At 65.8% G+C, this 23,112-nt stretch carries 17 protein-coding genes; 11 read left to right on the plus strand and 6 right to left on the minus strand.

All coding sequences use genetic code 11. The features are described 5' to 3' along the window. Window positions 1–86: 86 nt before the first annotated feature. Both ACFYRU_RS14740 and ACFYRU_RS14745 read left to right on the plus strand, forming a co-directional pair. A complete protein-coding gene (locus ACFYRU_RS14740) occupies window positions 87–1,211 on the plus strand; it encodes a restriction endonuclease subunit S (RefSeq protein WP_387657850.1) in 1,125 nt (374 codons plus the stop codon). Between the two features lies 1 nt (window position 1,212). Next, complete coding sequence (locus tag ACFYRU_RS14745) at window positions 1,213–4,287, plus strand: type I restriction endonuclease subunit R (RefSeq protein ID WP_387657853.1); 3,075 nt, start codon at window positions 1,213–1,215, stop codon at window positions 4,285–4,287. A gap of 320 nt (window positions 4,288–4,607) precedes the next feature. Here the strand turns inward: ACFYRU_RS14745 and ACFYRU_RS14750 are convergent, their stop codons facing one another. After that, window positions 4,608–6,764 (minus strand): DUF262 domain-containing protein, encoded by a 2,157-nt coding sequence (locus ACFYRU_RS14750; RefSeq protein WP_387657856.1) that lies wholly within the window; start codon window positions 6,762–6,764, stop codon window positions 4,608–4,610. A 293-nt stretch (window positions 6,765–7,057) separates the two neighbouring features. On the opposite strand from ACFYRU_RS14750, the gene ACFYRU_RS14755 reads away from it, so the two are divergent. Next, the gene (locus ACFYRU_RS14755) at window positions 7,058–8,224 is read left to right on the plus strand and encodes a hypothetical protein (RefSeq protein WP_387657859.1); all 1,167 of its coding nucleotides are present in this window, start codon (window positions 7,058–7,060) and stop codon (window positions 8,222–8,224) included. A gap of 193 nt (window positions 8,225–8,417) precedes the next feature. Here the strand turns inward: ACFYRU_RS14755 and ACFYRU_RS14760 are convergent, their stop codons facing one another. Both ACFYRU_RS14760 and ACFYRU_RS14765 read right to left on the minus strand, forming a co-directional pair. Then, a complete protein-coding gene (locus tag ACFYRU_RS14760; protein ID WP_387657862.1) occupies window positions 8,418–8,891 on the minus strand; it encodes an SRPBCC domain-containing protein in 474 nt (157 codons plus the stop codon). Further along, entirely contained in the window at window positions 8,888–9,235 is a 348-nt protein-coding gene (locus ACFYRU_RS14765) for an ArsR/SmtB family transcription factor (protein ID WP_387657865.1), read from the minus strand. The genes ACFYRU_RS14760 and ACFYRU_RS14765 overlap by 4 nt, the downstream gene beginning before the upstream one ends. A gap of 182 nt (window positions 9,236–9,417) precedes the next feature. On the opposite strand from ACFYRU_RS14765, the gene ACFYRU_RS14770 reads away from it, so the two are divergent. The 6 genes from ACFYRU_RS14770 (at window position 9,418) to ACFYRU_RS14795 (ending at window position 17,728) form a co-directional block, all read left to right on the plus strand. Next, complete coding sequence (locus tag ACFYRU_RS14770) at window positions 9,418–9,675, plus strand: hypothetical protein (protein ID WP_387657868.1); 258 nt, start codon at window positions 9,418–9,420, stop codon at window positions 9,673–9,675. Window positions 9,676–9,903: 228 nt separating this feature from the next. Continuing rightward, the gene (locus ACFYRU_RS14775) at window positions 9,904–11,241 is read left to right on the plus strand and encodes a BTAD domain-containing putative transcriptional regulator (protein ID WP_387657870.1); all 1,338 of its coding nucleotides are present in this window, start codon (window positions 9,904–9,906) and stop codon (window positions 11,239–11,241) included. Window positions 11,242–11,308: 67 nt separating this feature from the next. Then, entirely contained in the window at window positions 11,309–13,591 is a 2,283-nt protein-coding gene (locus tag ACFYRU_RS14780; protein ID WP_387657873.1) for a fibronectin type III domain-containing protein, read from the plus strand. Then, on the plus strand, window positions 13,591–14,577 hold the full coding sequence (locus tag ACFYRU_RS14785; protein ID WP_387657876.1) for an AAA family ATPase: 987 nt from the start codon (window positions 13,591–13,593) through the stop codon (window positions 14,575–14,577). Before ACFYRU_RS14780 ends, ACFYRU_RS14785 begins: the two co-directional genes overlap by 1 nt. 464 nt (window positions 14,578–15,041) lie before the next feature. Further along, window positions 15,042–15,692 (plus strand): DUF58 domain-containing protein, encoded by a 651-nt coding sequence (locus tag ACFYRU_RS14790; RefSeq protein WP_387657878.1) that lies wholly within the window; start codon window positions 15,042–15,044, stop codon window positions 15,690–15,692. Further along, window positions 15,689–17,728 (plus strand): transglutaminaseTgpA domain-containing protein, encoded by a 2,040-nt coding sequence (locus ACFYRU_RS14795; protein ID WP_387657881.1) that lies wholly within the window; start codon window positions 15,689–15,691, stop codon window positions 17,726–17,728. The genes ACFYRU_RS14790 and ACFYRU_RS14795 overlap by 4 nt, the downstream gene beginning before the upstream one ends. Here ACFYRU_RS14795 and ACFYRU_RS14800 read toward each other — a convergent pair whose 3' ends face one another. Beyond that, window positions 17,729–19,213, minus strand: a complete 1,485-nt coding sequence (locus tag ACFYRU_RS14800) for a serine/threonine-protein kinase (RefSeq protein ID WP_387657884.1) — start codon at window positions 19,211–19,213, stop codon at window positions 17,729–17,731. 119 nt (window positions 19,214–19,332) lie between these two features. Here ACFYRU_RS14800 and ACFYRU_RS14805 point away from each other — a divergent pair, with 119 nt between their 5' ends. Both ACFYRU_RS14805 and ACFYRU_RS14810 read left to right on the plus strand, forming a co-directional pair. After that, window positions 19,333–19,884 carry a hypothetical protein gene (locus ACFYRU_RS14805; RefSeq protein WP_387657886.1) on the plus strand — a complete coding sequence of 184 codons (552 nt, stop codon included), beginning with the start codon at window positions 19,333–19,335 and terminating at the stop codon, window positions 19,882–19,884. Next, window positions 19,881–20,339, plus strand: coding sequence for a hypothetical protein (locus ACFYRU_RS14810; protein ID WP_387657889.1), 459 nt, complete (start codon window positions 19,881–19,883; stop codon window positions 20,337–20,339). Before ACFYRU_RS14805 ends, ACFYRU_RS14810 begins: the two co-directional genes overlap by 4 nt. Here the strand turns inward: ACFYRU_RS14810 and ACFYRU_RS14815 are convergent. Both ACFYRU_RS14815 and ACFYRU_RS14820 read right to left on the minus strand, forming a co-directional pair. Further along, the gene (locus tag ACFYRU_RS14815; protein WP_387657892.1) at window positions 20,334–21,974 is read right to left on the minus strand and encodes an AAA family ATPase; all 1,641 of its coding nucleotides are present in this window, start codon (window positions 21,972–21,974) and stop codon (window positions 20,334–20,336) included. The two genes, ACFYRU_RS14810 and ACFYRU_RS14815, sit on opposite strands and share 6 nt — an antisense overlap. Further along, window positions 21,971–23,056, minus strand: a complete 1,086-nt coding sequence (locus ACFYRU_RS14820; RefSeq protein ID WP_387657896.1) for a LuxR C-terminal-related transcriptional regulator — start codon at window positions 23,054–23,056, stop codon at window positions 21,971–21,973. The genes ACFYRU_RS14815 and ACFYRU_RS14820 overlap by 4 nt, the downstream gene beginning before the upstream one ends. Between the last annotated feature and the right edge of the window lie 56 nt (window positions 23,057–23,112).

Here is a 23,112-nt window from a genome sequence, read left to right on the forward strand (position 1 = left end):
CTGAGTGGCGAACCGTCAGGGCAGATGAGGCATTTTCGATCCAAATAGGGCGGCAGCGGTCTCCTGGGCGTGCGACCGGACCAAACATGACCCCCTATCTTCGATCGGCCAACGTCGGGAACGGGCACCTCGCTCTCGATGACGTCAAGCAGATGGACTTCACGCCGGAGGAAAGACAACGCTTCCGCCTGCAGCGAGGCGACGTCCTTGTATCGGAAGGCAGCGCCAGCCATCACGCTGTTGGGATGGCTTCTGCCTGGAACGAGGAACTTCGGGGCGACGTCTGCTTTCAGAACACGCTATTGAGGTATCGGTCGGTGCCAGGGGTCTCGGACATCGGATTCGCGCTTCAATGGTGCCGGTGGGCGTTCGAGTCCGGCGCGTTTCGGGACGCCGCAAGCGGCACGAACATCCTGCACATCGGTTCGACCCGGGCTCGCGCGATGCAGGTCCTGCTCCCCCCACTCCGAACGCAGCGCCGCATCGTCGATGTCATGGCCGCCGTGGACGAACACGTGCGGTCTCTGACGACTGAAGTAGAAAACTTGGCGGGCGTGCGGGCCGTGCACCTAGCGTCCACATATCGGGAGTTCAGCGAAACGACGCCCGCGATTCGTCTGGGTGACGTTCTTACGGAGGTCAAGCGCCCGGTCGTCGTCGAGCCGTCGGCCTTGTACAAGCAGATCGGTATCCGTTCACACGGGCGTGGTGTGTTCACAAAGGAGCCCGTCACGGGAGAGGGCCTTGGCTCAAAGAAGGTGTACTGGGTAGAGCCGGGTGATCTCGTCATCAACATTGTCTTTGCTTGGGAAGGCGCAGTTGCGATCGTTCCGACGGGTGTACACGGTCACTGCGCCTCTCATCGATTCCCCACGTACCAGCGCGCCGACGGCGGCGACGTTGACTTCTTCCGCTACTACTTCTCAACTCAGGATGGCCTGTCGCTCTTGGGAGATTGCTCTCCTGGTGGAGCAGGTCGGAACCGGACGCTCAATCGCACGCGATTGCTGGACTCTCCCGTGTACCTACCAGAGCCGGCGATTCAGCTGCGCGTAATTGCTGAGTTCCGCGCGCTCGAGGCCGCGCTGACCGCGCTCAAGGGCGAGTTAAACCGCCTCAGGTCATTCAGGTCGGTGCTGCTCGAGGCCCTGCTAAATCGAGACATCGAGATCCCGGAGTCCTACGACGCACTCCTGGAGAAGGTGGCCTGACATGGGCTGGACCGAAGCCAGCACGATCCAGCGATCCCTGCTGGAGTGGGCTGAAGAGGCCGGCTGGGAATGCATCCCTGGCGACGAGCTGCCTCGTGACGATCACGATGTCGTCATCGAGGATTGGGCACGCGAAGCTCTGCTCGCGTTGAATCCGGAACTTGTGGACGATCCCGAGTCCGCAGACCTCGTGTTGCACGAGGTCAACCAAGTGACCTTGGATGCTCACAACGGGCTGGTTGCGGCAAACGAGCGGCTGACCGTGATGCTTCGCGGTGACCACTCGTTCCCGACCATCGATGGCAAGCATGTGCCCCGGCGGCTCGTCGACTTCGACGACCTGGAGAACAACCGATTCACCGTCGCGGACGAGGTCACCATCGCAGGCGCCGTCAAGCCTCGCCGCTTCGACGTCGTCTACTACGTCAACGGGTTCCCGCTCGTGGTCGCTGAGACAAAGACGCCGGTGAGACACGCGGTCTCGTGGGTAAACGCCGCTAAGGACATTCACGACGTTTACGAGGAGGAGTACCCGAACTTCTTCGCGCCGAACCTCTTCAACGTTGCTACTGAGGGCCTCGAGTTCCGGATGGCTCCGATCCGTGCCGTTCCGGATCCTGACTCGGAGATCTGGGCACCGTGGGGGTCGACCGAGGACGATCCGAAGAAAGTAAGTGGGCCGGCTCGTGTGGAGCGCGCGGCGCGGCTCTTGCTGCGGCCGGAGGCGGTGCTGACAATCCTCAAGGACTTAGTGATGTTCCGTCATGCACGGGATGCGTCCGAGATCGATGTGAAGTTCTTGCCGCGATACCCGCAGTTTGAGGCGGCGCTTGCTATCCACGCCAAGGTGCTTGCGGGCCGGCCGGGTGGGTTGATCTGGCATCACCAGGGCTCCGGGAAGACGGAGTTGATGGCGTTCGCTGCGGCTCGTCTGTTGCGCGACGAGGCGGTAACGGCGACGTTCGGTGACGCGCCGACAGTGATTGTGATCGCTGACCGCAAGGATCTGGTCCGGCAGACAGCGGAGATGTTCGAGACAGCCGGTATGCCCCGGATGACGGTGCCCAGCAACAGGCGAGAGCTTCACGCGTGGCTCCGCAGAGGCGAGCCGGGCGTCGTCATCACGACGGTGCACAAGTTCGCTGAAGCAGGCCACCTCAACGACCGATCGAACATCGTCGTTCTCGTCGACGAGGCGCACCGTTCCCAGGAGGGAAAGCTCGGCGACGCGTGGCGCGCGGCAGTGCCGAATGCGAAGTTTTTCGGCGCGACAGGCACCGCGATCGAGGACAAGGACCGCTCGACTTTCAAGCTGTTCGGCGATCCGTCGGATCCGGACTTCGTGATGTCGCGGTACACGCCGGAACAGTCGATCGCCGACGGATTCACCAAGCCGCTGATCGTCGAGGGACGAGCGGTCGGGTTCAACCTCGACAAGAGGGCTTTGGACGAGGCGTTCGAGGAACTCGCGGCCGAGGAGAACCTGGATGAGGACGACAAGGTCTATCTATCCGGCAAGGCCTCGCACATCGAGACGATCCTCTCCAACCCGGAGCGCGTCGCTGCTGTGTGTACCGACATCGTCGACCATTTCTTGACCTACGTCGCGCCGCTTGGCCAGAAGGCGCAGGTGGTGGCCTACAACCAGCGCCTCGTCGTCGCCTACGCGCATGCCATTCAGACTGAGCTGGAGCGTCGATCAGCCGTAATGCCAGACGGTCGGCCACGCGAGGCCGGGGTCGTGATGCACGTCGCGGATTCCAAGGACACGCCGAAGGAGTTCAAGCGGTATCTGCTCACGCCAGAGCAGGAGGAGGCGGTGAAGCGTCGCTTCAAGAAGGTCGACGACCCGATGTCGTTCGTCGTCGTCACGGCGAAGTGGATGACCGGCTTCAATGCGCCGATCGAGGGCGTGCTGTACCTCGACAAGCCTGCCAAGGAGACAAATCTCTTTCAGACCATCACGCGTCCCAACCGGCCCTGGAAGAATCCGATCACCGGCCAGCGCAAGGACTACGGTCGTGTCGTCGACTACATCGGCCTTGCGAAAGCTATCGGTATTGCGATCGCCGGACCGCAAGTGGCTACAGGCGAAGAGGACGAGCTCAACATCACTGATTCCTCGAGGCTGGCAGGCAAGTTCGTCGCTGACCTCACGCGCCTCCTACATCTGTTCGAGGGAATTGACACGACAGACTCGTCGTTTGAATCGCTCGCCGAGGCGTACGAGCGGATCCCGGAGGAGAGCGCCCAGCGCACAGACTTCATCGAGACCTACGTTGCGTTGCAGACTGTGTGGGAGTTCCTCGATCCGCACCTGATGCTCTCTCCGTTCAAGCAGCAGTACCTCTGGCTCGCAAAGGTGTACGAGTCGATCCGGCCAAAGGACGTCACCAAAGCGTTCCTGTGGGCTCGTCTCGGCGCAAAGACTACCGAGTTGATCCACGGCTACATGTCCGAGGTCAGCGTGAAGTCAATGCCGTCGAAGACGGTCACACTCGATGCCGCAGGCTTGGCGCTGGTGAAGCGGATCGCGGAGCAATTGAAGATTACAGGACGAGAGTCGCCGGAGCAGAAGGAAGGCGACATCTACCAGGAGGTGCTGGACTCGATTGAGGCTCGGCTCAAGCGCCGCCTTGCCGAGACCGGGAGCCCGGTGTATCAGTCGCTGGCGGACCGCATCGAGAAGCTGCGCACCAAGGCAATCGAGAACGTGGAGGATTCCCTGTCCTTCCTCGAGGAAGCGCTGCGAATCGCGCAGGATGTCGTCGCCGCCGACCGCGCCTTCGAGTCGGGTGACGACGAAGCCCTGGAGAGACTGGCGGATCCGAAGAGTGGGGCTCTGACCCAGATCGTCGAGGAGAACACACCTCCGGGGTTGCACAAGATCGTGCCGGACATTGTCTTTCGCATCGACCGGATAGTTGTGGAGGTTGCGTACACCGGATGGACCGAAAGCGACGCCGGCGACAAACGTGTCCGCCGAGAGCTCCGAACTGCGCTGAAGGAGTACAGTCTCCCGGTCAAGGGGCAACTGTTCGACAGGACCTATGCGTACATACGGGAGAACTACTGAGCCGCCCGTAGGCCCTGCCGATCAAAACTTGATCGACTCAATGCGCCAGGTGCTTCCTCCAGGTCTCCCAAGACCTGTCCTGGCCGATTTTCACGACCGAACAAACATCTGATGCTCGTTGTCTTGAGATGGAGGATCAGGGCTAGGCTGTCGTCCGCGCCGGGATGACGTCTCGCCGTGTGATTTGTGCCCGCGTTGGAGGAATTGGGGCTCGGCGTGAGGTCTGTAAACGAGCAGTCCACAAGCGCGCCAATCTACCGCTAATGCTCGTGTCCTGGACTCCGGCGTTACCAGCTCGTCGAACCGTCCACGTGAAGGTGTCAGACAAGGCCCTTCTCCAGGGCGTCGCGGCGGATGTCGATGAGGGGCACCAGCCGACCGTCGACCTCTGTCTGCCAGAAGTTCCATCCAGGGCATGCCTTGGTCTGCAGGACAAATTCGCCCGCGCCGGACAGAGATCGAAAGGTTTCGCCGGATGCCACCTGGATCCGGCCGTCGGCGAGGATCTGCGCCTGGAAACGTTGACCGCGGCGCTGACCGACAAGCCCTGCATCAGCGGAAAGAAGACCCTTGGTGATGAGATCCGCGACGCTGACGTCGTAACGTGCCCGGGTCCGCGTGCGGGACGGATCTGGCCGTTTAGCAGTGGGCGCCGGCACGGCGCCGAATATGGCCGGGTCCCAGATAACTTCGCACAACCGTTGGTACAGGGTCTGACGCTCGTCAATCGCCTTCTTGTCGAACTTCGCAAAGGCGCGGAGCAATCTGTCGAGCTTGTACTGCTTTGCGAATCTGTTGAAGGTCGGGTTCCGCTCCCGGTGGCCAGTATGCAAGGAGCCTGCTAGCTGGTTCTGGCGCTGGTAGTACTCGACCTTCTTCTCGTAGGGGAGGTCTTGGTAGCTTGCGTTATCCGACTTCCGCAAGAGCAGCAGCGCGCCGAGGCGGTTCCGGTACGCGTCGAACGTGGCGCGTGTGTTCGTCTCCGGTTGGTACCGCTCGAAGTGGTTCGCCCAGATGTGCTCGATCTCGAAAGGGCGACTGGTGTCCAGGTAGGCGGCCATGTCATCACTCAAGCCACAGCCAGTCTGGACGAACCCGGTGAGGCGTGCCAAGAGGTACCGGACCTGACCGCTGTTGTTCGACCGCAGGCCGTACGCCTTCATGTTCTTGAAGTCGTAGTCAAGCGCGGAGACCTCCTCGGCAAGGATCGTGCGTAGCTTGTCCGCGCTGACGCCGCCACGCACCCTTTCGACCAGGCGCGCCGCGTAGCTGTCGAGCCCCGACGAGGGCAGATCGTTAACGATTCGGCGGGCGAACAAGAGGTCGAGGTAGTCGGCGATCAGCCGCGCCTTCGTCTTGAAGATTGCGGAGTCGTCCTTCGGCTCGACGGCAGCCAAGATGGGCGCAGCCTGGGACTTGATGCCGTTGTATGCGTTGAAGTAGACACTTTGGAGCCCGCGGTCATAGGCAGTGAACGCTGCTGCGAGCGTCCGGAAGCGCTCGGAGTACTTGGCAAGATCGTCAACCAGGCCACGGAAATCCGATGACCTGTGCAGGCCGAGACGTTCCACATTGTCCTTGACCCAGGCGTGGAATGGGCCATTGATGCGCTCGACGTCGGTCGGCTTGTCGCCCGGCTCCATGCTTACGTCTGCATAACGGCTGATCAGGAAAGTCTTGATGAACTCGCTCGGCGCGTTCACATCGATCCCTGCCAGGTCGGAGACCATCTGCCGCCAGAGCTTATCAACGCCGCTCGTTTCGGCCCCGATCTTCGATAGCAGGAAACTCTTGAGCAGATCAATCGGCCCGAGGCGTACTCCTCGGTCGTTCATCGACTCGTAGATCTCCCATCCCTGCTCGGAAGTCGCCGCTCGGATGCCCACCATGCAGACCCCGTCCAGCAGCCAGTCCACAAAGTACGGCAGCGCATCGCCGCGAAGCTCGTCCGGAAACTCTTCCTGAAGTACGCGCGCCCCTTCCCAAAGGCGGCGAAGGTCACTTGGCGCGTTATCGGGCAGGGCGTAATCCTGCGCGCTGAACACTTGCTCAAGAAACGGGCCGCGGTCTGGGATATCGAGCGTGTATACAGGCTTGCCGAACTTGCGTGACTGGATCAGGCTGCTGAGATGGGCTGCCTCGCCTTCGAGATCCTGTGCGTGGAGGAGCTCGCGCAGGTAGATCAGCATCAGGTGGAGCGTCGTGATCCGCTGCTGACCATCTACCAGGAAGGTGATGTGAGCGTCGTCGTGATAGACATAGGGCCCGAGGAAGTATGGACTGTAGCGGGCAACATCCTCGCGATCGTGCTCCAGGCTCCAGCTCTTCATGAACTTAGTGCGAAGATCCTCGATCAGCCGGCGAATGTCCTCGCGACCCCACGTGTAATCACGCTGGTAGCTGTCAAGCCGGTATTGCCGTGCAGTGAAGACCTCCTGGATCGTGACCGCCTTGCCCTGAATCATGTCCTGCTGCACACTGCCTCCCCTGGACCTGTGCATCCCTCGTTGTACGGCATCCAAACGTAGCTGCCAATTCGCTTGTCTGCCCGGCGCGGCGTGTTCCTTGCTGGCTCCTGCCCCGCGTTGATTCGCGGTTGCGCTCCTCGAGGTCCCTGCGTGCTGCTGTGATGTTGCCGGATCGTACGCGAAGGTCGCTCGGTGGTGCGCCTCCGCATCGAACACGATCCCATCGGGCGAAATCTCCGCCTATGCTCTGACATCCAAGGGAGCATTTCGCTGACTGCGGCGCGGGGCGGAGGTTGGGGTAGGTGATACAGGCCTATGAGCCGTTGGGACTGTCCGCGTTGGCGGGGCAACTGGCCGAACTGCCGCAAGGACTTAGGGCCACTCTGGACCTGACCGACGCGGCGATCTTCCTGATCGATCTGTCTGTGACCTTGGCGGCTGTTTTGACTGATCAGAACGATGAGCGGCCATGGCAAGATCGTCTGACTGCCTTGGTTGAAGAGTTCAGTCTTCCACCCGGCGGCGATGACGGGATCGAGCAGCTGGGCGCGGCCATCGCATCGGTCGATACCGACCGGATCCCGCTCTGGATAAACGAGCTGGGCACCTCAGCGGGACACGAACGATTGCGACTGCTTCTCAATGAGGTGCAGTACGATCGTCTGCGGCTGGCATTGCAGAACGACCTCGCGACCGTGGTCGGCGCGATTCGCCGGGCGCTTCAGTTCGGGATGCCGTTCGCTCTGACCCTTGACAACAGCGTCGCGCCACTGAGCCCGGCTCAGCTTTCGCAACTGCCTCAGGTCAAGGTGTTTGCAGGGTCGGCGCTGGCCATTCTGGTCGAGCTTCATGACGATATCGCCCGGCTCGACCCATCACCTGAGGCGGCCGACGATCGGAGCCTCGCGGAGCTCACCGCCGAGCTCCAGCAACGCCAGTCGGCTGGTGTGCGGGAGATGGTGCTGGACCTGAGTGCAATGCTCAGCAGAAAGCTCCAAGGCGCTCGGGATGCTCTGGCCCACTCAGCCGATCCGGTGTCCCAGGCGGCGAACTCGCTGATCGAGTTCGTCGACCGGCTTCTGCGCAAGGCGTTCGACGAACAGGCGGTCCTGGCCTGGATCAAGCAGAACTGCCCATCGGATACCGAGCTGATCTACACAACGTCCAGTGGCACCGAGCGTCCGAGTAAGCGCGGCGAGGCGATGTGCTTCATGTACGGAGGCGGCCCGCTGCGCATGCGGTCGCCCCTACACGAGGCGGCCGTCGCAGGTCTCATCGTTGCCAGGACGGCTCTACAGCGGCTCAAGCACGCTGATGAACTGTCCGATGGCAATGAGATCGAGCAGGTGTCGATCCACCTGAACGCGATCGAGGCCTATCTCTTGATCGCGATGAAGATCGGCTGGCTGGCGCTCGATGAAGCGGAGGTGACACAGATCCGCGAGCGCATCGCCCCTCGTGCGGACTGATGCCGATTCTGGTGGAGTGGCTAGAGGTATTCCAAATCTGGCCTCTGACGCCTAGCGAGGCTGGCCACTCGGAATCATTGCCCCTTCACCGCCGGGTTTGTGGGTCCGAGTCTCACGTGGCCTACCGATCCCTTGTATGTCTGGCGTAAGAGCAGGTGGTCGGTTCCGGGCGCCGACGTCGGCCTGGTTTGGGTTAGGGGGTTGGGGTGAGGACCTTGGCGAGGGTTTCTAGGAGGGTGGCGGTGCCGGATTCTCGGCCGGAGGCGGCGTCGGGGCCGTGGACGTTGTCCAGGTGGACGCCTTGTTCGGTGAAGGTTAGGTGGGTGCCGGTGGGGGTGGGGGTGAAGACGATTGTGGTGATTGAGGTGGAGGCGTGGGCGCCGTTCAGCCACATGTCGTAGGTGTAGACGATTCGTTCGTGGGGTTTGATGTCGGTGTAGGTGGCGTGGAATTGGGAGAAGGGGCCTCCCTCGCCGTCGTAGCCGTCGTCGGTTGTTGTGCCGCCGACTCGGAAGTCGTCGGTGCGGTCGGTGTAGATGAAGTCGTCGCTGCCGAACCATTTGCGTTTGAGTTCGGGGTCGGCGAAGGCTGCCCAGACTCGGTCCACGGGGACCGGGTAGTCGCGTTCGAGTACGAAGGTGGCGTGGGTTTGGGAGTGAGTGGTCATGACGGTCCTCCTGTGAGTTGGTTGCCCAGGCGATCGAGTTGCCGCTCCTGCGGGCGGCGGTGGGCGACGATCCAGGCGTTGGCCGGGACCAGTGCGTCGGGTACGAGCTGGTACGTACGCACGCGGCCGACCTTCTCGGACGACACGATCTGGGCGTCCTCGAGCATGCGTAGGTGCTGGACGACGGTGGGTAGGGCGACGTCGAACGGTTCGGCTAGTTGGCTGACCGAGGCTGGGCCGTGGGTCAGCCGGCTCACCATTGCTCGCCGGGTGCTGTCTGCCAGGGCGCGGAACATCCGGTCGAGGTCGGCGGCGTCGTCGGTCCCGGCCGAATACTTAGGCATATACCTAAGTATTCAGGATCCGGAGAAGAAGTCAAGGGGGTGGCGGGTTCGCAAACCCTCGGTTGCCTAGGGCAAGTTTGTTTCGGGCTGTGTCGAAAGGTTTGCGTGGGGGTGTGGGGGGCGCTACGGTCGCGGTCGTGTTGCGTAGGGCAACTAATTGTCGAGTGAGAGGGTTCTTGCTGATGAGATTGGTCGGGCGGATGGTGGCGATGGGAGCCGCCGTGGTGGCTGTGGTCGCCGGCGGTGCGGCGGTGGCTCAGGCGCAGACCGAGAGCGTTCACACCGTCACTTGTGCGACCCAGGACGAGTGCATCCAGAAGCAGAACGTGTACCGGCACTACGGGTACGCGGTGTCCGACGTGTGGTACCGGGATCCGGACTCGACGTGTGCTCCGGAGTGGCCGTGTGCTCCGGGCTGGCAGTTCCAGTGGTCGGAGTGAACTGACCGGTAGCCCCGTTGGACGCGGGTGGCATCCCTGCTCGGAGGTGGGATGCCACCCGCTGCTGTGAGGTCGAGCGGCGGAGTCTGACCCACCGGTCCGGTTTGATGGAGGAGTGGTGGGTAACTACCTTCTGTAGTGGAGTGCGGGCGGTGGGTGTGGAACCGGCTGGGCGAGGGGTGCGTCGGAGTGGTTCGTTGAGGCCAGGGGTGTGGAGGTGGTGCGGCGGTGTTGTTCCGGGTGTTGGGGCCGGTGGAGATCGATGGCACCGATGCGGTGCGCTATATCCGTGCCGACAAGCCTCGGGCGCTGCTCGCGTTGTTGTTGGTGAAGGCGAACACCTGGGTCGGTGTCGGGGAGATCGTCGACACGGTCTGGTCCGGCAAGACGCCGCCGGTGTCGGCCGAGCGCAACATCGGTACGTACATCTGGCAGCTCCGCAGGGCGCTCCCGCCGCTCGGTGTGGACGGTCAGCGGATCGAGAGTCGTTCCAAGGCGTACCGGATCCGTGTCGAGGCCGGCGAGCTCGACTCCGATCGCATGCAGGTGCTGCTGACGTCAGGTGGGGACGCCCTGACGGCAGGGGACGCCCGTACAGGGCTCAAGCACCTGGAGGAGGCGCAGTCGCTCTGGCGGGGTACGCCGTACGAGGGGCTCGTCACTGACCAGCACCAGCCGGAGGTGACTCGGCTGACGGAGCTGCACTGGTCCGTGCGTGAGCGGTTGGCTGATGCCTTGATCGGTACGGCACGGTTCGCCGACGCAGTGGCCTTGTGCAAGAGCCTCACCACTGAAGACCCGCTGCGCGAGACGAACTGGGTACGGCTCCTGGTCGCCTACCGGGACGCAGGGCGCCGCGCTGACGCGTTGGCCACGTACCAGAAAGCCAGGGCTGCCTTGGTGGATGAGCTTGGTACTGAACCGGGCCCGGAGCTCCGCGGACTTCAGCAGGAGCTGCTGGCCAACGTACCTGATGAGAAGCCGAAGGCCGGACCCGAGGCGTACGTACGGACCGTGCTGGACGCTGCGGCTGCGCTGGATGGAGAGCATGCGGCTGCAGCGCGCCAGTGGTTCGACACGCGGCACGTGGAGGTCGCCGGTGCTGTCCGCCAGTTGCTGGCGGACGAGGACGTGACCAACGCATGGCTGCTGACCAGTGCACTGCACCAGTACGTCGAGATCGGCGGTGATGTCCCCAACTGGACCCCGCTGGTCGCTGTCGTCGCAGGTGCGGCCAGCTACAGCAAGGACTGGTACGGCGAGCTCATCAGCCGCAACATCCTCGGCAGCGCCCTGACACGGGCCGGCCGGATCAGCGCCGCACGGACCGAGTTCACAGCCGCCCTGGGTATCGCCTCAGTACATGACGACCGGGACGCCGAGGGGACCGTACTGATCAACCTGGCGATGGCCGAGGCGAGTGGTGGTGCCCGCCAGCAGGCCGCGGAGTACTTCCGCCGCGCACTGCGGCTCCTGCCGGAAGGCCCCACTGCCGCAGAAGCCCGCCAAGCCCTGGCTGACCTGGGCGAACCTGAGGACCCGGCCCGCTCCACAGTGGCCTCTTGAGGTCAGCCACCGGCCGGATGTATCGCCGCTGTACCGCAGCTGGACAAAGGAAAGGCACGTTAGCCTCATGACTCGCCTCGCCCGTGCGATCCGCCGCCCCGTCGCGTGGTGGACGATCGCGGCCCTGGTCCTCGGGACGTTCATCGGGTACTCGGCGCTGGGCCGCGGTGCCCCGGCGGTGGCGTTCCAGCAGGCCGGGCATTGGGTGTACAACGCCACTCTCGGCGCGGTCTTCCGGGTCGACGGCGGCGGCAAGAACGTCGACGCCGAGGTCCGTGGTGTCCAGGCGGAGGCCGGTAGCCAGGTCGTACAGGGCGCCACCAACGGGTACGTCGTCCGTGAAGACGGCGTGATCGTCTTCGGCAAGTCGGACCTGCGGGTGAAGACCACGGTCCGGATCGGCATCCCGGAGGAACCGATCGGTATCGAGGCCCAGAGCGGCCCCTACCTGATCTACCGGCAACACGGTCAGATCGTCCGCCTCGGTGACCAGCAGCAGACGGTGACCGTGGGCAGTGTGGTGTCCAGTGCGGTCGCTACCGCGGACGGCGCGCTCTGGCTGCGCGACGCGGACCACTTCTGCAAGCTGGCGCCTACGTCGACCACGCTGGCCTGTGAGCTTCCTGCGCAGGCAGGTGACGCCGGAGCGCTGTTGAGCGTCGCGGGCAAGCCCGCGTTCGCCAACCTGAGCAAGCGCACCCTCACGCCGCTGACCGGCGACAAGGCCGGCCATGCGCAGCCGATGGACGTCAGCGGCGCTCTCCCGACTACCTCTGTCGTAGCGCAGTCCGATGTCAACGGACGCATCCCGATCCTGGCTGGTCAGCGGCTGCTGCTTGTCGACGCTACCGGTGCCAAGGCTGCCGAGAGCATCACCCTCCCACCAGGACGGTACGACGCGGTCGCAGCGACCGGAGCGGCTGTAGCAGTGCTCGACACGGACAAGCGGGTCGTACGGACGTTCGCCGCGGACGGCAAGCCGTTGCACACGCACGATCTCGGCAAGAAGAAGGGCGACCACAAGGGCGGACCCCGGGTCACGGCCGGGCAGGACGGGCGGCTGTACATCGACGACGAGACCGGTGAAGTGGTCACCGTGGTCGACGGCGACGGTTCGGTCAGCGAGGTGGACGTCGACGGCGGCAACAAGCCGGTGTCCCCGACGGCCTCCGAGTCGCCGACGCCGACCCCTACGCCGACGAACACGCCGACCCCGAGCAGTACGCCGACGTCCACCCCGACCCACCGCCCGATCCTGCCGCCGATCCAGGTGACGATCGGCAAGCCGCGCGCCACCGAGACCGTCACGCCGCCGGAACGGAAACCGGGCCGGACCGAGACGACGAAGCCCACGGACAAACCCACCAATCGACCGACGTCGAAGCCGACCGTCAAGCCGACGACGAAGCCGACAGTTCCACCCGCGGCCGCTCCCGGCGCACCGAGCGGAGTGACCGCCAAGCCGGGCGACGGCAAGGCGACCGTGACCTGGAATGCGGCCCGGGCGAACGGCGCCGCGGTCTCCAGCTACAAGGTGAGCTTCCGCGTCGCGCCGGGTACGTTCGTCGTCGGTCTGCCGGCGTCCGGCTCGGTGAACGTCTCCGGGAGCTCTCGCAGCCACAGCTTCGGCCAGCTGCTCAACGGTGGCGGCTACATCTTCACGGTGTCCGCGACGAACCGCGTCGGTACCGGCCCGGCCGTGGACTCGAAGGTGATCTCGATCAACGGCTCCGCCGAGCCCCCGGGCCCGCCGACCAAGGTGACGGCTACTGCTAAGCCGGACGGTTCCGTGGACGTCTCGTGGACCTCCCCAAGCACCACGGACTACACGCTGTCCGGCTACACCGTGCTCGGCTCGGACGGCTCCAAGACCGACGTACCGACGTACCTGACGTCGACGACGCTCAACCCGGCCAAGGGCAAGGCCGTGAGCTACCGGGTGACAGCCAAGAACAGTGCCGGTACGTCGGCACGCTCCGCGGCGTCCCGGACTGTGTACCCGTACGGCCCGGCCGCTGCGCCCAAGGTGACTGCTACACCCGGAAAGGGCTCGGTGACGTTGACCTGGACCGCCCCGAACCTGAACGGTGGCCAGCTGGTGCACTACGTCGTCTCAGCGACAGGCCAGGCTGACAGGACCGTCACCACGAGAAGCACGCGCTACACCGGGCTCACAGCGCTCCAGCTCACCTTCACGGTCAAGACCGTCACCCGTGAGCGCAACAACTCCAGTAGTGCGACCGCGACCGGTACGGCGGGCTCTACGACGGCGACTCCGACCTCAGGCGCTCCGGCAGTAGCTCCGGCCGCGGTCGTACGACGTACCGCACGGCGACGGAAGGACAGGTAGTGGGAGACATCGATCCGCAGCAGGCGTACGAGCTGATCGCCGCCAACGTGCAGCGCGTGATCCGCGGCAAGCCGCAGGTGGTACGGCTGGCGGTGTCGACGCTGTTCGCCGGCGGGCACCTGCTGATCGAGGACCTGCCCGGCCTGGGCAAGACCAGCCTGGCCAGGAGCCTCGCGCGCAGCATCGGCGGCCGCTGGAGCCGGATCCAGTTCACCCCTGACCTGCTGCCGGGGGACATCACAGGTGTGGTGGTGTACGAACAGGGCCAGGGCAAGTTCGTGTTCCACCCGGGCGGCGTGTTCGCGAACGTCGTGCTCGCCGACGAGGTGAACCGCGGTACGCCGAAGACGCAGTCCGCGCTGCTCGAGGTGATGGCCGAGCGGCAGGTCACCGTGGACGCGAACACGCATCGCGTACCGGACCCGTTCATGGTGCTGGCCACGCAGAACCCGATCGAGATGGAAGGCACGTACCAGTTGCCCGAGGCGCAGCTGGACCGTTTCCTGCTCCGGATCGAGATGGGCTACCCGGATCACGACGCCGAGGTCGAGGTGGTCGCGCTGGACGGCGCCGGCCCGACGCCGGACGACCTGGAGCCGGTGATCGACCCGGAGACGCTCCGTGCGGTCGTAGCCGCGGTCAAGTCCGTGTACGTCGACGAGGCCGTGATGGCGTACGCCGTCCGCCTCGCCGCGGCGACCCGTCTGCACAGCGCGGTCCGGTACGGCGCCAGTCCGCGCGGCAGCATCGCTCTGGTCCGTGCTGCGCGGGCGATCGCGGCCACGGACGGCAGGTCGTTCGTGACGCCGGACGACGTCAAGAACATCGCCCACCCTGTTCTGGCGCATCGCCTGGTGCTGACCGCGGACGCGACGTTGGCCCGTCGTACGGCGGAGAGCGTGGTGGACGACGTACTCGAAGACACTCCTGCGCCGGGCAATCCGGTACGACGTGACCTCAAACGGGCTCTTGGCGTCGTGTCATGAGCACACGGCTCACGCTACGAGCCTGGGGAGTGCTGAGCGGTTCTCTTGCTCTACTGGTCGCGGGACAGCTGCTCGGGTACCCGCTGCTGCGTGTACTGGCCGGTGCGGGACTTGCTGCGGTCCTCGTGAGCGTGCTGACTGTAGTGCGGCGTCCTAAGGTCACGGTGGAGCGTGTGCTTTACCCAGACCGGGTGGAGTGCGGGCAGCCGGCGCTGGCGCGGCTCGTGGTGCGTAACGAATCCTCTCGGCGACAGCCGGCGTTCCTTGCCGCTGACACCGCCGGCCCACATCAGTCCGAGGTCTCTGTAGCGGCCCTGGCGCCCAGTGGTGTTGCGACGTACCACTACGAGCTGCCGACATCGCGCAGAGGTCCTGTGTCAGTGGGACCGCTCCTACTGCGAAGGCAGGACCCGTTCGGCCTGGTGTCGTGTCGGGTGTCGATCGGTAGCGCTGCAACGCTTTTGGTGCATCCGAAGCGGTACGCCGCTCGTACGGCGTCTGGGATCCGCCAGCGGCACCACTTCGAAGGGCCGGTGTCCGCGGGACCGCTGCGCGGATCGATCGACCTACGCCGTCTCCGTGAGTACGTACCGGGCGATGAGGTCAGACACGTGCACTGGAAGGCGTCTGCGCGTGCAGGGCGGCTGATGGTGCGTGAGTACGTCGACCCGGATCAGCCACGGTTGCAGGTGTTGCTGGACACGCGTACGTCGGTGTTGACCGCTGAGCAGTTCGACACTGCTGTCTCGGTGGCTGCGTCGGTACTGGTTGTCGCTGCACAGTACGGCCAGCGGCTGCGGCTCACCACACCCTGCGGTACGGATCACGACGTACAGTCCGTCAGCGATCTGCTCGACGAGCTCGCCACAGTCGAGCAGTCGGCGACCACAGCCAACTTGCTGGAGTCGCTCCCACTTACCAGGGACGGTGGAGCGCTCGTGGTTCTGACCGGTGACGCCCTAGATCTACCGAGCCTCAAGTCGAGCTACCGGCCCGTGGTGTACATCGACGTGACGCATGAGCAGTCAGCGCTGCACACTGCCGCCGGAGTGCACCTCATCCACGCCGACAACGCTCAGAACGCAGTAGACGCCTGGAACGCCGTACCGGCATGACCCGACGGTTACCGATCCTCGGTGTGCTCGCGGCTGCACTCGTAGCCGGCCTCTTGTTCTCGCCGCTGTTCGGTACGACGGCCGTACTCTGGCCGATGCTGGCTGTCGCCGTAATCGCTTACCTGGTTGAGGAATCGGTTCTGCACCGCCCGCAGCTCGCCCGCTGGCGGGTCCCGCTGACACTGGCCGGTGGCGTGGTCGTGTTGTTCGCCGTCATCCCTGGCGCTGCGCGTCGCCCGCTGTCGTTGTGGGATGCAGCGACGTCCGGCTGGCGTCGGACGCTGGAGTCGACCTGGCCGGCCAGTCCGGTGCCTGACCTGGTCGCATTCGTACCACTGCTCGTTCTTCTTGCCTGCCTGATCGGTGCACGCGTCCTGCAACGCTCCCGGTTGCTGGCGCTGCTCCCTGCTCTCGTAGTCGCTGGCCTCTCCCAGGCGTACGTCACTGTGAGCGGCGTGGATGCGCTGATCGCGGGACTGGCGCTGGCTGGTTGCAGTGCGCTGGTCCTGCTGGAGTGGCCTAGCGACCGCGGCTCCTGGGTCCGGCTGATCGCCGCGCTCGCTGCGATGACAGTTGGTGCCAGCACACTCGGTGTGGCATTGCCGGCGTCTACAGCGGTCCACCTCCCGAAGCCGAGTCCTCCGGATTCGCCTACTGTGCTGAGCAATCCGCTGACCGAGATCGCTGCACGGCTGCGTTCTCCGGACACCGTGGTGTTCACGGCACGCGCTACCGGACCTGTGGATCGTTGGCCGGTCATTGCGTTGGACAGGTTCGACGGCGTGACGTGGACGGCCGCACCGAAGTTCCAGCGGCTTGGACGCGAGCTACCGCTCGACTCGCATGTGACCGTGCCCGTACGGCGGCAGTCCGCGGACGTAGCGCTCGCCGACTGGTCCTTGCCGTGGCTGCCTAGCCAGAGCCGGACGTTGTCCGTGGTGGACGACCGGCCGTTGCTGGTCGACCCCTCGTCCGGGGCGTTGCTCGCGGAGCAGTCGAATCCGTCGCAGTACCGCGTGAACTGGGCCGAGCCCACAGTCGACGTGGACGCGCTGGCATCGGCGGGCGTCGACTCGGATCTGGCCAGCGGCGACGACCTCGGCGAGGTGCCGACCGGAATCGACGACCTGGCTCGCGGTATCGCCGGCGACGTTCGGCCGTCGTTCGAGCTTGCACTGGTGCTCGAGAAGTACCTGCGCACCAACTACAAGCTGGCCACCGGCGACAACCTGCCGACCGGCCACGGGTACGCGCAGCTCAACTACTTCCTGACGAAAAGCAAGCGCGGTACGTCGGAACAGTTCGCGGCCGCGTACGTCGTGATGGCCCGTCTGCTCGGTCTGCCGGCGCGGCTGGTTGTCGGGTTCAAGCAACCGGACACCGCGAGCCCTGACGGCACGTACGTGATCCGCAACCGAGACGTGCTCGCGTGGCCCGAGGTGGCGGTCACAGGTGTCGGCTGGGTGCCGCTGGACCCGACTGGTACGGCCATGTCCAAGGCAGGCACTGGCGGTCTGGCCGGTGCAGCCGAGACTGTACGCAAGCAGCTGCCGTCCACGAAGGAGATCGAACGCGAACACCAGTCCGAGCCGACGCTGCCCGGGCCGAACGCCCCCACGACCTATCACTTCCCGGGCTGGACTGCATTGGTGATCCTTGTTGGCGTACTCGTCGTCGCGGCGTTGCTCTGGCTGCTAGGAGTCCCGCTGGCCAAGGCCGTACGTCGTCAGCGTCGCCGCAGGCACGGGACGCTCGGAGCGTGGGCGGAGGCCCGTGATCTGCTCCGGGATCACGGCATACGTGTTACGCCAGCTGCGACCGCACGGGACGTGGCACGGGACTCTGACGGTGCGGTGTCGCAGGCGATGACGTTGTTGGCCGGCTGTTTGGACCGGGCGCTCTGGTCGGGGCAGGACTCCGACCCGGACCGGGAGTTCGCGTGGTCCGCTGTCCGGAAGGCACGACGAGGCCTGGCCGAGGGACGGTTGTCGCAGCGGATCCGGACGACGCTCAACGCGCGCAGCCTGCTCGGCTGATCAGCGTCCCTCGCACTGCGCGTCGCGGATCGGGCGGGTCTGCGACTGGGCCGGGTTGATCCCGTCCGTTGCCTGAATCGCGAAGCAGTACGGCACGCCTGGAACCACAGAGACCCGGTACTTGGTTCGCTTGTAGACCAGTGTGGTCTCGGTCTGCTTGCCGGGCTGGGCGACGACGACCGCGTAGTTCACGTCCGCCGGGCCGCTCCAGGTCAGTTCGACGTACGTGCTGTGGTCAGCAGGCGGGTTGAGCGTGACGACGAGTACGGGCGTGCTCTGGGTCGAGGTGGGCGCGCTGATCGGCGGGTCCTCGGCCTGGTCCTTGCGGTTGACCAGGGCGAACGTCGTCACCAGTGCAGCGGCAAGGACGATGCCTCCGGCCACCAGCAGCCGATTGCGGCGCTTGGGAGGCGTCGGCGCAGCCGGACCTGAGGTCTGCTGTGCAGGCGGCGCGACAATAGGCGACGCGACGACAGGCGGCGGCCCAGCCGGAGGAGCCACGGACTGCCGCTGCGGTTGCGCAGGCGGCGGTGTCGGCGGTGTCGACGGTGGTGTCGGCGGGACTGACGGGGCCGCCGGTGGGTTGGTTGCCTGAGGCCACGAAGGGAGGTCTTTGCGCTTCAGCACGGTCGGCCGCGGCCGCAGCGGCATCGCCGGCGCTGCTTTGGTGACAGTGGGAACCGGCCGCGCCGGAGGAATCGGCGTTGTCGACGCCGCGAGCGCCGTCAGCGCGGCTACTACCTCCGCGGCGGACCCCGGTCGCTTGGCCGGGTCCTTCTCGAGCAGGCGCGCGATCAGCCCGGCGAACGAGTCCGGCAGTACGTCGAGACGTGCAGGCGGCTCGTTCAGGACCCGCAGGATGTGTTCGCCGGCGGTCTCACCCATGCGGGCCGCAAGCGGAGGCTTCCCGCTGATGGCGGCGTACAACACTGCACCGAGCGCGTAGAGGTCTGAGGACGCTGTGAGCGTGCCGTCCCGCAGAGTCTCCGGTGCGATATACAGCTGGCTCGGAGAGTTCAGGGCCGCGTGGCCGGTGTGCTGGCTGAGCCCTAGCGTCAACGCAGACAGCTGTGGCCGGCCATCTGGCAGCATCACCACTGCCCCGGGCGTGAGGCCACCGTGGACCAGACCGGCCGCGTGGATCGCTGCCAGGCCTTCGGCGAGCTGCTGGCCCAGCACAGCCAGGTCTGCAGGTGACCGGAGCTGATCGCGCAAGCGGTCCGCAAGCGTTCCTGCGTCCGCGGTAGTGATCAGGTACGGGTAGCCGTCGGTCAGACCTGCCTCCAAGACCCTGGCCACGTGTGGGTGGTCAACGCCCTGCAGTGTCTTCGCCTGCTTCGCGAACGTGGCAGCTGTACCGGCGTCGACGCGAACCGGGTACACCAGCGCGCCGACGACGGTCCCTTGCCGGAGGCACCGGTACACCTGAGGGAGTCCGGACCGGACCAACTCCACGTCGGTACAGCCGGGAACGGTGTCTGTCACGTTCTCCATCCTTCCGCGCGAACAGGTCGTCTGCCGCGGCGCAGGCCGCTGTGGACACACTCTGGCCACATGCTGCAAGCAACCTCCCACGGCAGGAGCCAGCTGCCACTGTGACGTGTATGACCACGTTGCTGTTCCCGATCGGCCACAGCCTCGGGACGTACTACACCGCGGAAGACCGCGTCCACCAGGTGCGGCTGGGTGCGGAGATCGTCGGGCTGACCGACGAGGAGTTCGCCGCCTGGTCGCTGGCGCACGGCCTGACCGACGACCGCAGCCCGTGGGAGCGTGGGCGTGTCGTTGACCTGCTGACCCGTCACGAGATCCCGGACAGCATCGACCAACTGCTGACCAAAGGCATGTTGGCCGAGGTGGACCTGGCGAGCCCGGACGATTTCGCAGCACGTCACAGACTGCTCCCGCTGCACCTGGGCCTCGGAAACACCCCAGAGGCCCCCGTGCTGTTCCGAGCGGGTACGACTGAACTCCCGCTGACCGCGATGACGGAGGCGATGTACGGGCTCTGGCTGTCGTCTCACCTGTCTCCCAATCTGCTGCTCGCATGTAAAGAACACGAGGTGGACCTCAGCGCCGTACTGGGCTCTCTGCACGCGCTGCTCTCGCCCAGCGCCGCCTGCCTCGACCTGGCCACGACAGAGGAGCAACCGTGATCTTCCCGGTCGGACATGGCGCCGGTGCGAACGTGGTGCGGGTCGGCCGCAGGGCCGAGCACCTGAGCGACGCGGAGTTCGAGACGTGGGACCTGGCGCACCAGGCCACCGGCGACGAAGCACTGCCGCACGTGGACGAGCTGGTACGTCGCGGCTTGCTCGTACGGGTGGACGATGTGACTGCGTTCGCGCAGCAGTACCGGTTGTTGCCGTTGTTCATTGGGCTCGGCAATCATCCGGACGAGCCGGACCGGTTTGCCATCGGCGTTCAAGGGCTTGCGCCGCTGGCGGTCGTGGACGAACGGACGTACGAGCTGTGGCAGTGGGGCTGGGTGGCGCCGTCGCTGTGGGCGCACTGCGAAGTACAGGCCACCCTCGGGGAGCAGCCCCAGTTGCTCGAAGGAGTGTCAACGCTGCTCGCGCAGTACGTCGCCGTGCTCGAGCCCGTGTCATGAGACTGCTACGGTCACGTCGTCGAGCCGCAACGTGCGCAGTTCGTTGATGCCGGGCATGCCGCCGAGTCGGCGCAACCGTTGCGACTGGGCCTTGCGGACCCGGTCGAACAGCCGGCGGGCGTCGCGGGCGTTGCCGAAGTTCGCGGCCTGGGAGACGGCAGCGAAGTGCCGCTGCAGGATGGGCTCGGCGTTGTCCTCCAGGTCGTACTCCTGGGCCGCGACCATGCGCTGCACGATCAGCGTGAGCTCGTCCGGAGAGTAGTTCTCGAAGTCGATCGTCTTGGAGAACCGGGAGGCCAGGCCGGGGTTGGCGTCCATGAAGCGCAGCATCTCGTCGCTGTACCCGGCGACGATCACCGCGGCCTCGTCACGGTGGTCCTCCATGAGCTTGACGAGGGTGTCGATCGCTTCCTGGCCGAAGCTGTCGTTCTCCGCACCGGCCCGGGACAGGGCGTATGCCTCGTCGATGAACAGCACGCCACCGTTCGCGTCCTCGAAGACAGTGGTGGTCTTCTCGGCGGTGTGACCGAGGTACTGCCCGACCAGGTCTCGCCGCGCCACCTCGTTGAACTGCCCCTTCGGCAGTACGCCGAGTGCCGCGAGCAGCTTGCCGTAGATCCGCGCCACGGTCGTCTTGCCGGTACCAGGGGCGCCCGCGAAGACCAGATGGTGGCTCAGACTGCCGATCGGCAGCCCGGCGCGTCGCCGCCACTCGTTGACCTGGATCTCGTCGATCAGGCTGCGTACCTCGTCCTTCACACTTGCCAGGCCGACCATGGCGTCGAGCTCGGCCAGTAGGGACTCGACGTCCGCACCAGTGGGTTCGTCTGTGGTCACACGAACGGCTAGCTCTTCCACCGAAACCAGCTCAGGCTCTGCGAGCTCCAGCGCCGGCTCAGCCGTGTTCTCCCAACGACAGGACACCACCTCACCTCTGCAGCGTCGGCCGTACGCCACGGCGGGCCCGGAGGCGTCACGGATCACCGTGTGACGCAGTACCGCTGTGGAGTCGTAGGCGATCAGGACACCCGCTTCCGACGTACCGGTGATCTCACAGGCCTCTACGGTCGGTCGGCCGTACTGGTACGCGTAGATGCCGCGGCGTCCGCAGTCGGTGATCTGGCAGTCGTGCAGTACGACGGTTGCGCCCAAGCGGACGATGACGCCGTCGGCGGACACCCCCTTCACGGAGGTGTGCTCGATCTTCGCGGTGCAGTCCTCCAGCACGAGGCCGTGTTCGCCGCCGGATACCTGGCAGTGCCACACGGACACCTCGGCCGGACCGGTCACCTGTACGACCGGACCGAAGCCTGCCGACAGCTCGCATCGCTCGGCGTGCAGTGTGCCGCCCTCCAACTGCAGCGCCGGTGCGTCTCCGGCCCGGACGGTCACGTCCCGCAGGGTGAGCCGGCCGCCCGCCACACGCAGTACGGGGGCCGCCGAGGTGGTGGCGTCGATGACCACGTCGTCGCTGTTCGCGGAGAGCGTCACCGAACGGTCGGCGAGGTCGATGGTTTCGCGGTAGACACCGGCGGCGATCGAGATGACGGCGTCGTCGGGTGCGTCGAGTACGGCGGCACCGATGCTCGGGTACGCACCGGGACGTTCCGGCGACACCAGCAGCGTGCGGCTCATCGCGTACCCACCCAGCCGCGCTCGGACGCCTTCAGGCCTGCCTGGAACCTGCTCTGCGCACCGAGACGCGCCATCATCTCGGACACCATCCGCCGGACCGTTCTGACCGAGACGCCGAGCTGCGCGGCCGCGGAGGCATCGGTGCCGCCGTCACTGAGCAGCGAGAGCACCTCCCGTTCGCGGACGGTCAGACCGGACGCGTCACCCAGACCGGTCGGTTGGCGCAGCGGAGTGGCCGCGTGCCAGACCCGTTCGAACAGCTCGGTCACTGCGCCGACGGCTGCCGCCAGCCGGAGGATGCTGACCGCTCCGCGACCAGTGCGGTCAGCCGGGAGCGCCACCGTCGCGGTGTCGACGATCATCGCGCAGAGCGGTACGGAGGTCGCCGTACGGACCTGGGCGCCGTTGCGGGTCAGCTGCTGCAGCCGCCGCGCCAGCATCGGGTCTGTACGCGCGGCGTCGGGCACCAGGATGCGGTAGCGAACCGGTGCGGCCAGCACGCCGGTGCCGAGCTCGCGGAGGCCCGCGATCGGGTCGGCCAGGGCGGCCGTCGCCGGCGTACTCACCAGGACCTCGCCGGACGCGGACTTGAGCAGGCCCTCGATGGTGCGCTGGGCCGCGGCCGGGCTGCCGGCCCAGTCCAGCGCGCCGCTGCCGTCGCCGAGCGGCGCCGGGTGCCGGCGGGCGAACTCGCCGGCGATCTCAGCTGCGGCCACCCGGCTGCGTTCCAGGTCGCGGGTGACCCGGGCGAGGTCCGCTTCCCGTTCCGCGAGCAGAGCGGTCAGGCTGAGCCGCGGGTTGAGCGGCCGGACGACATCGCCGGAGCTGCCCCGGGACAGCAGGCCGAGAGCGGTCAGGTGCCGGATGACCTCATGGGTGGACTCGTCGTCGAGGCCGAGCCGCTCGCCGAGTTCGGTGGCGGTCCAGCACGGCCGCTCGAGCACCACCAAGTAGGTGCGCTCGGCGATCGCGTCGACGCCCAGGTGGGCGAGCCGCAACCCGGAGGGGGTGGACTTCAAGGCACGGGGGAAGCGGACGGCACGGGGGTAGGCAGCGCCTTCGACGGGCTCTGACTGGGACACGGGACACCTCGCTGGGATCGGTGAGTCGGACGGACTCGGTGGTGAACACCAGAACC

Source organism: Kribbella sp. NPDC004536, assembly GCF_042873835.1.
Lineage (GTDB): Bacteria > Actinomycetota > Actinomycetes > Propionibacteriales > Kribbellaceae > Kribbella.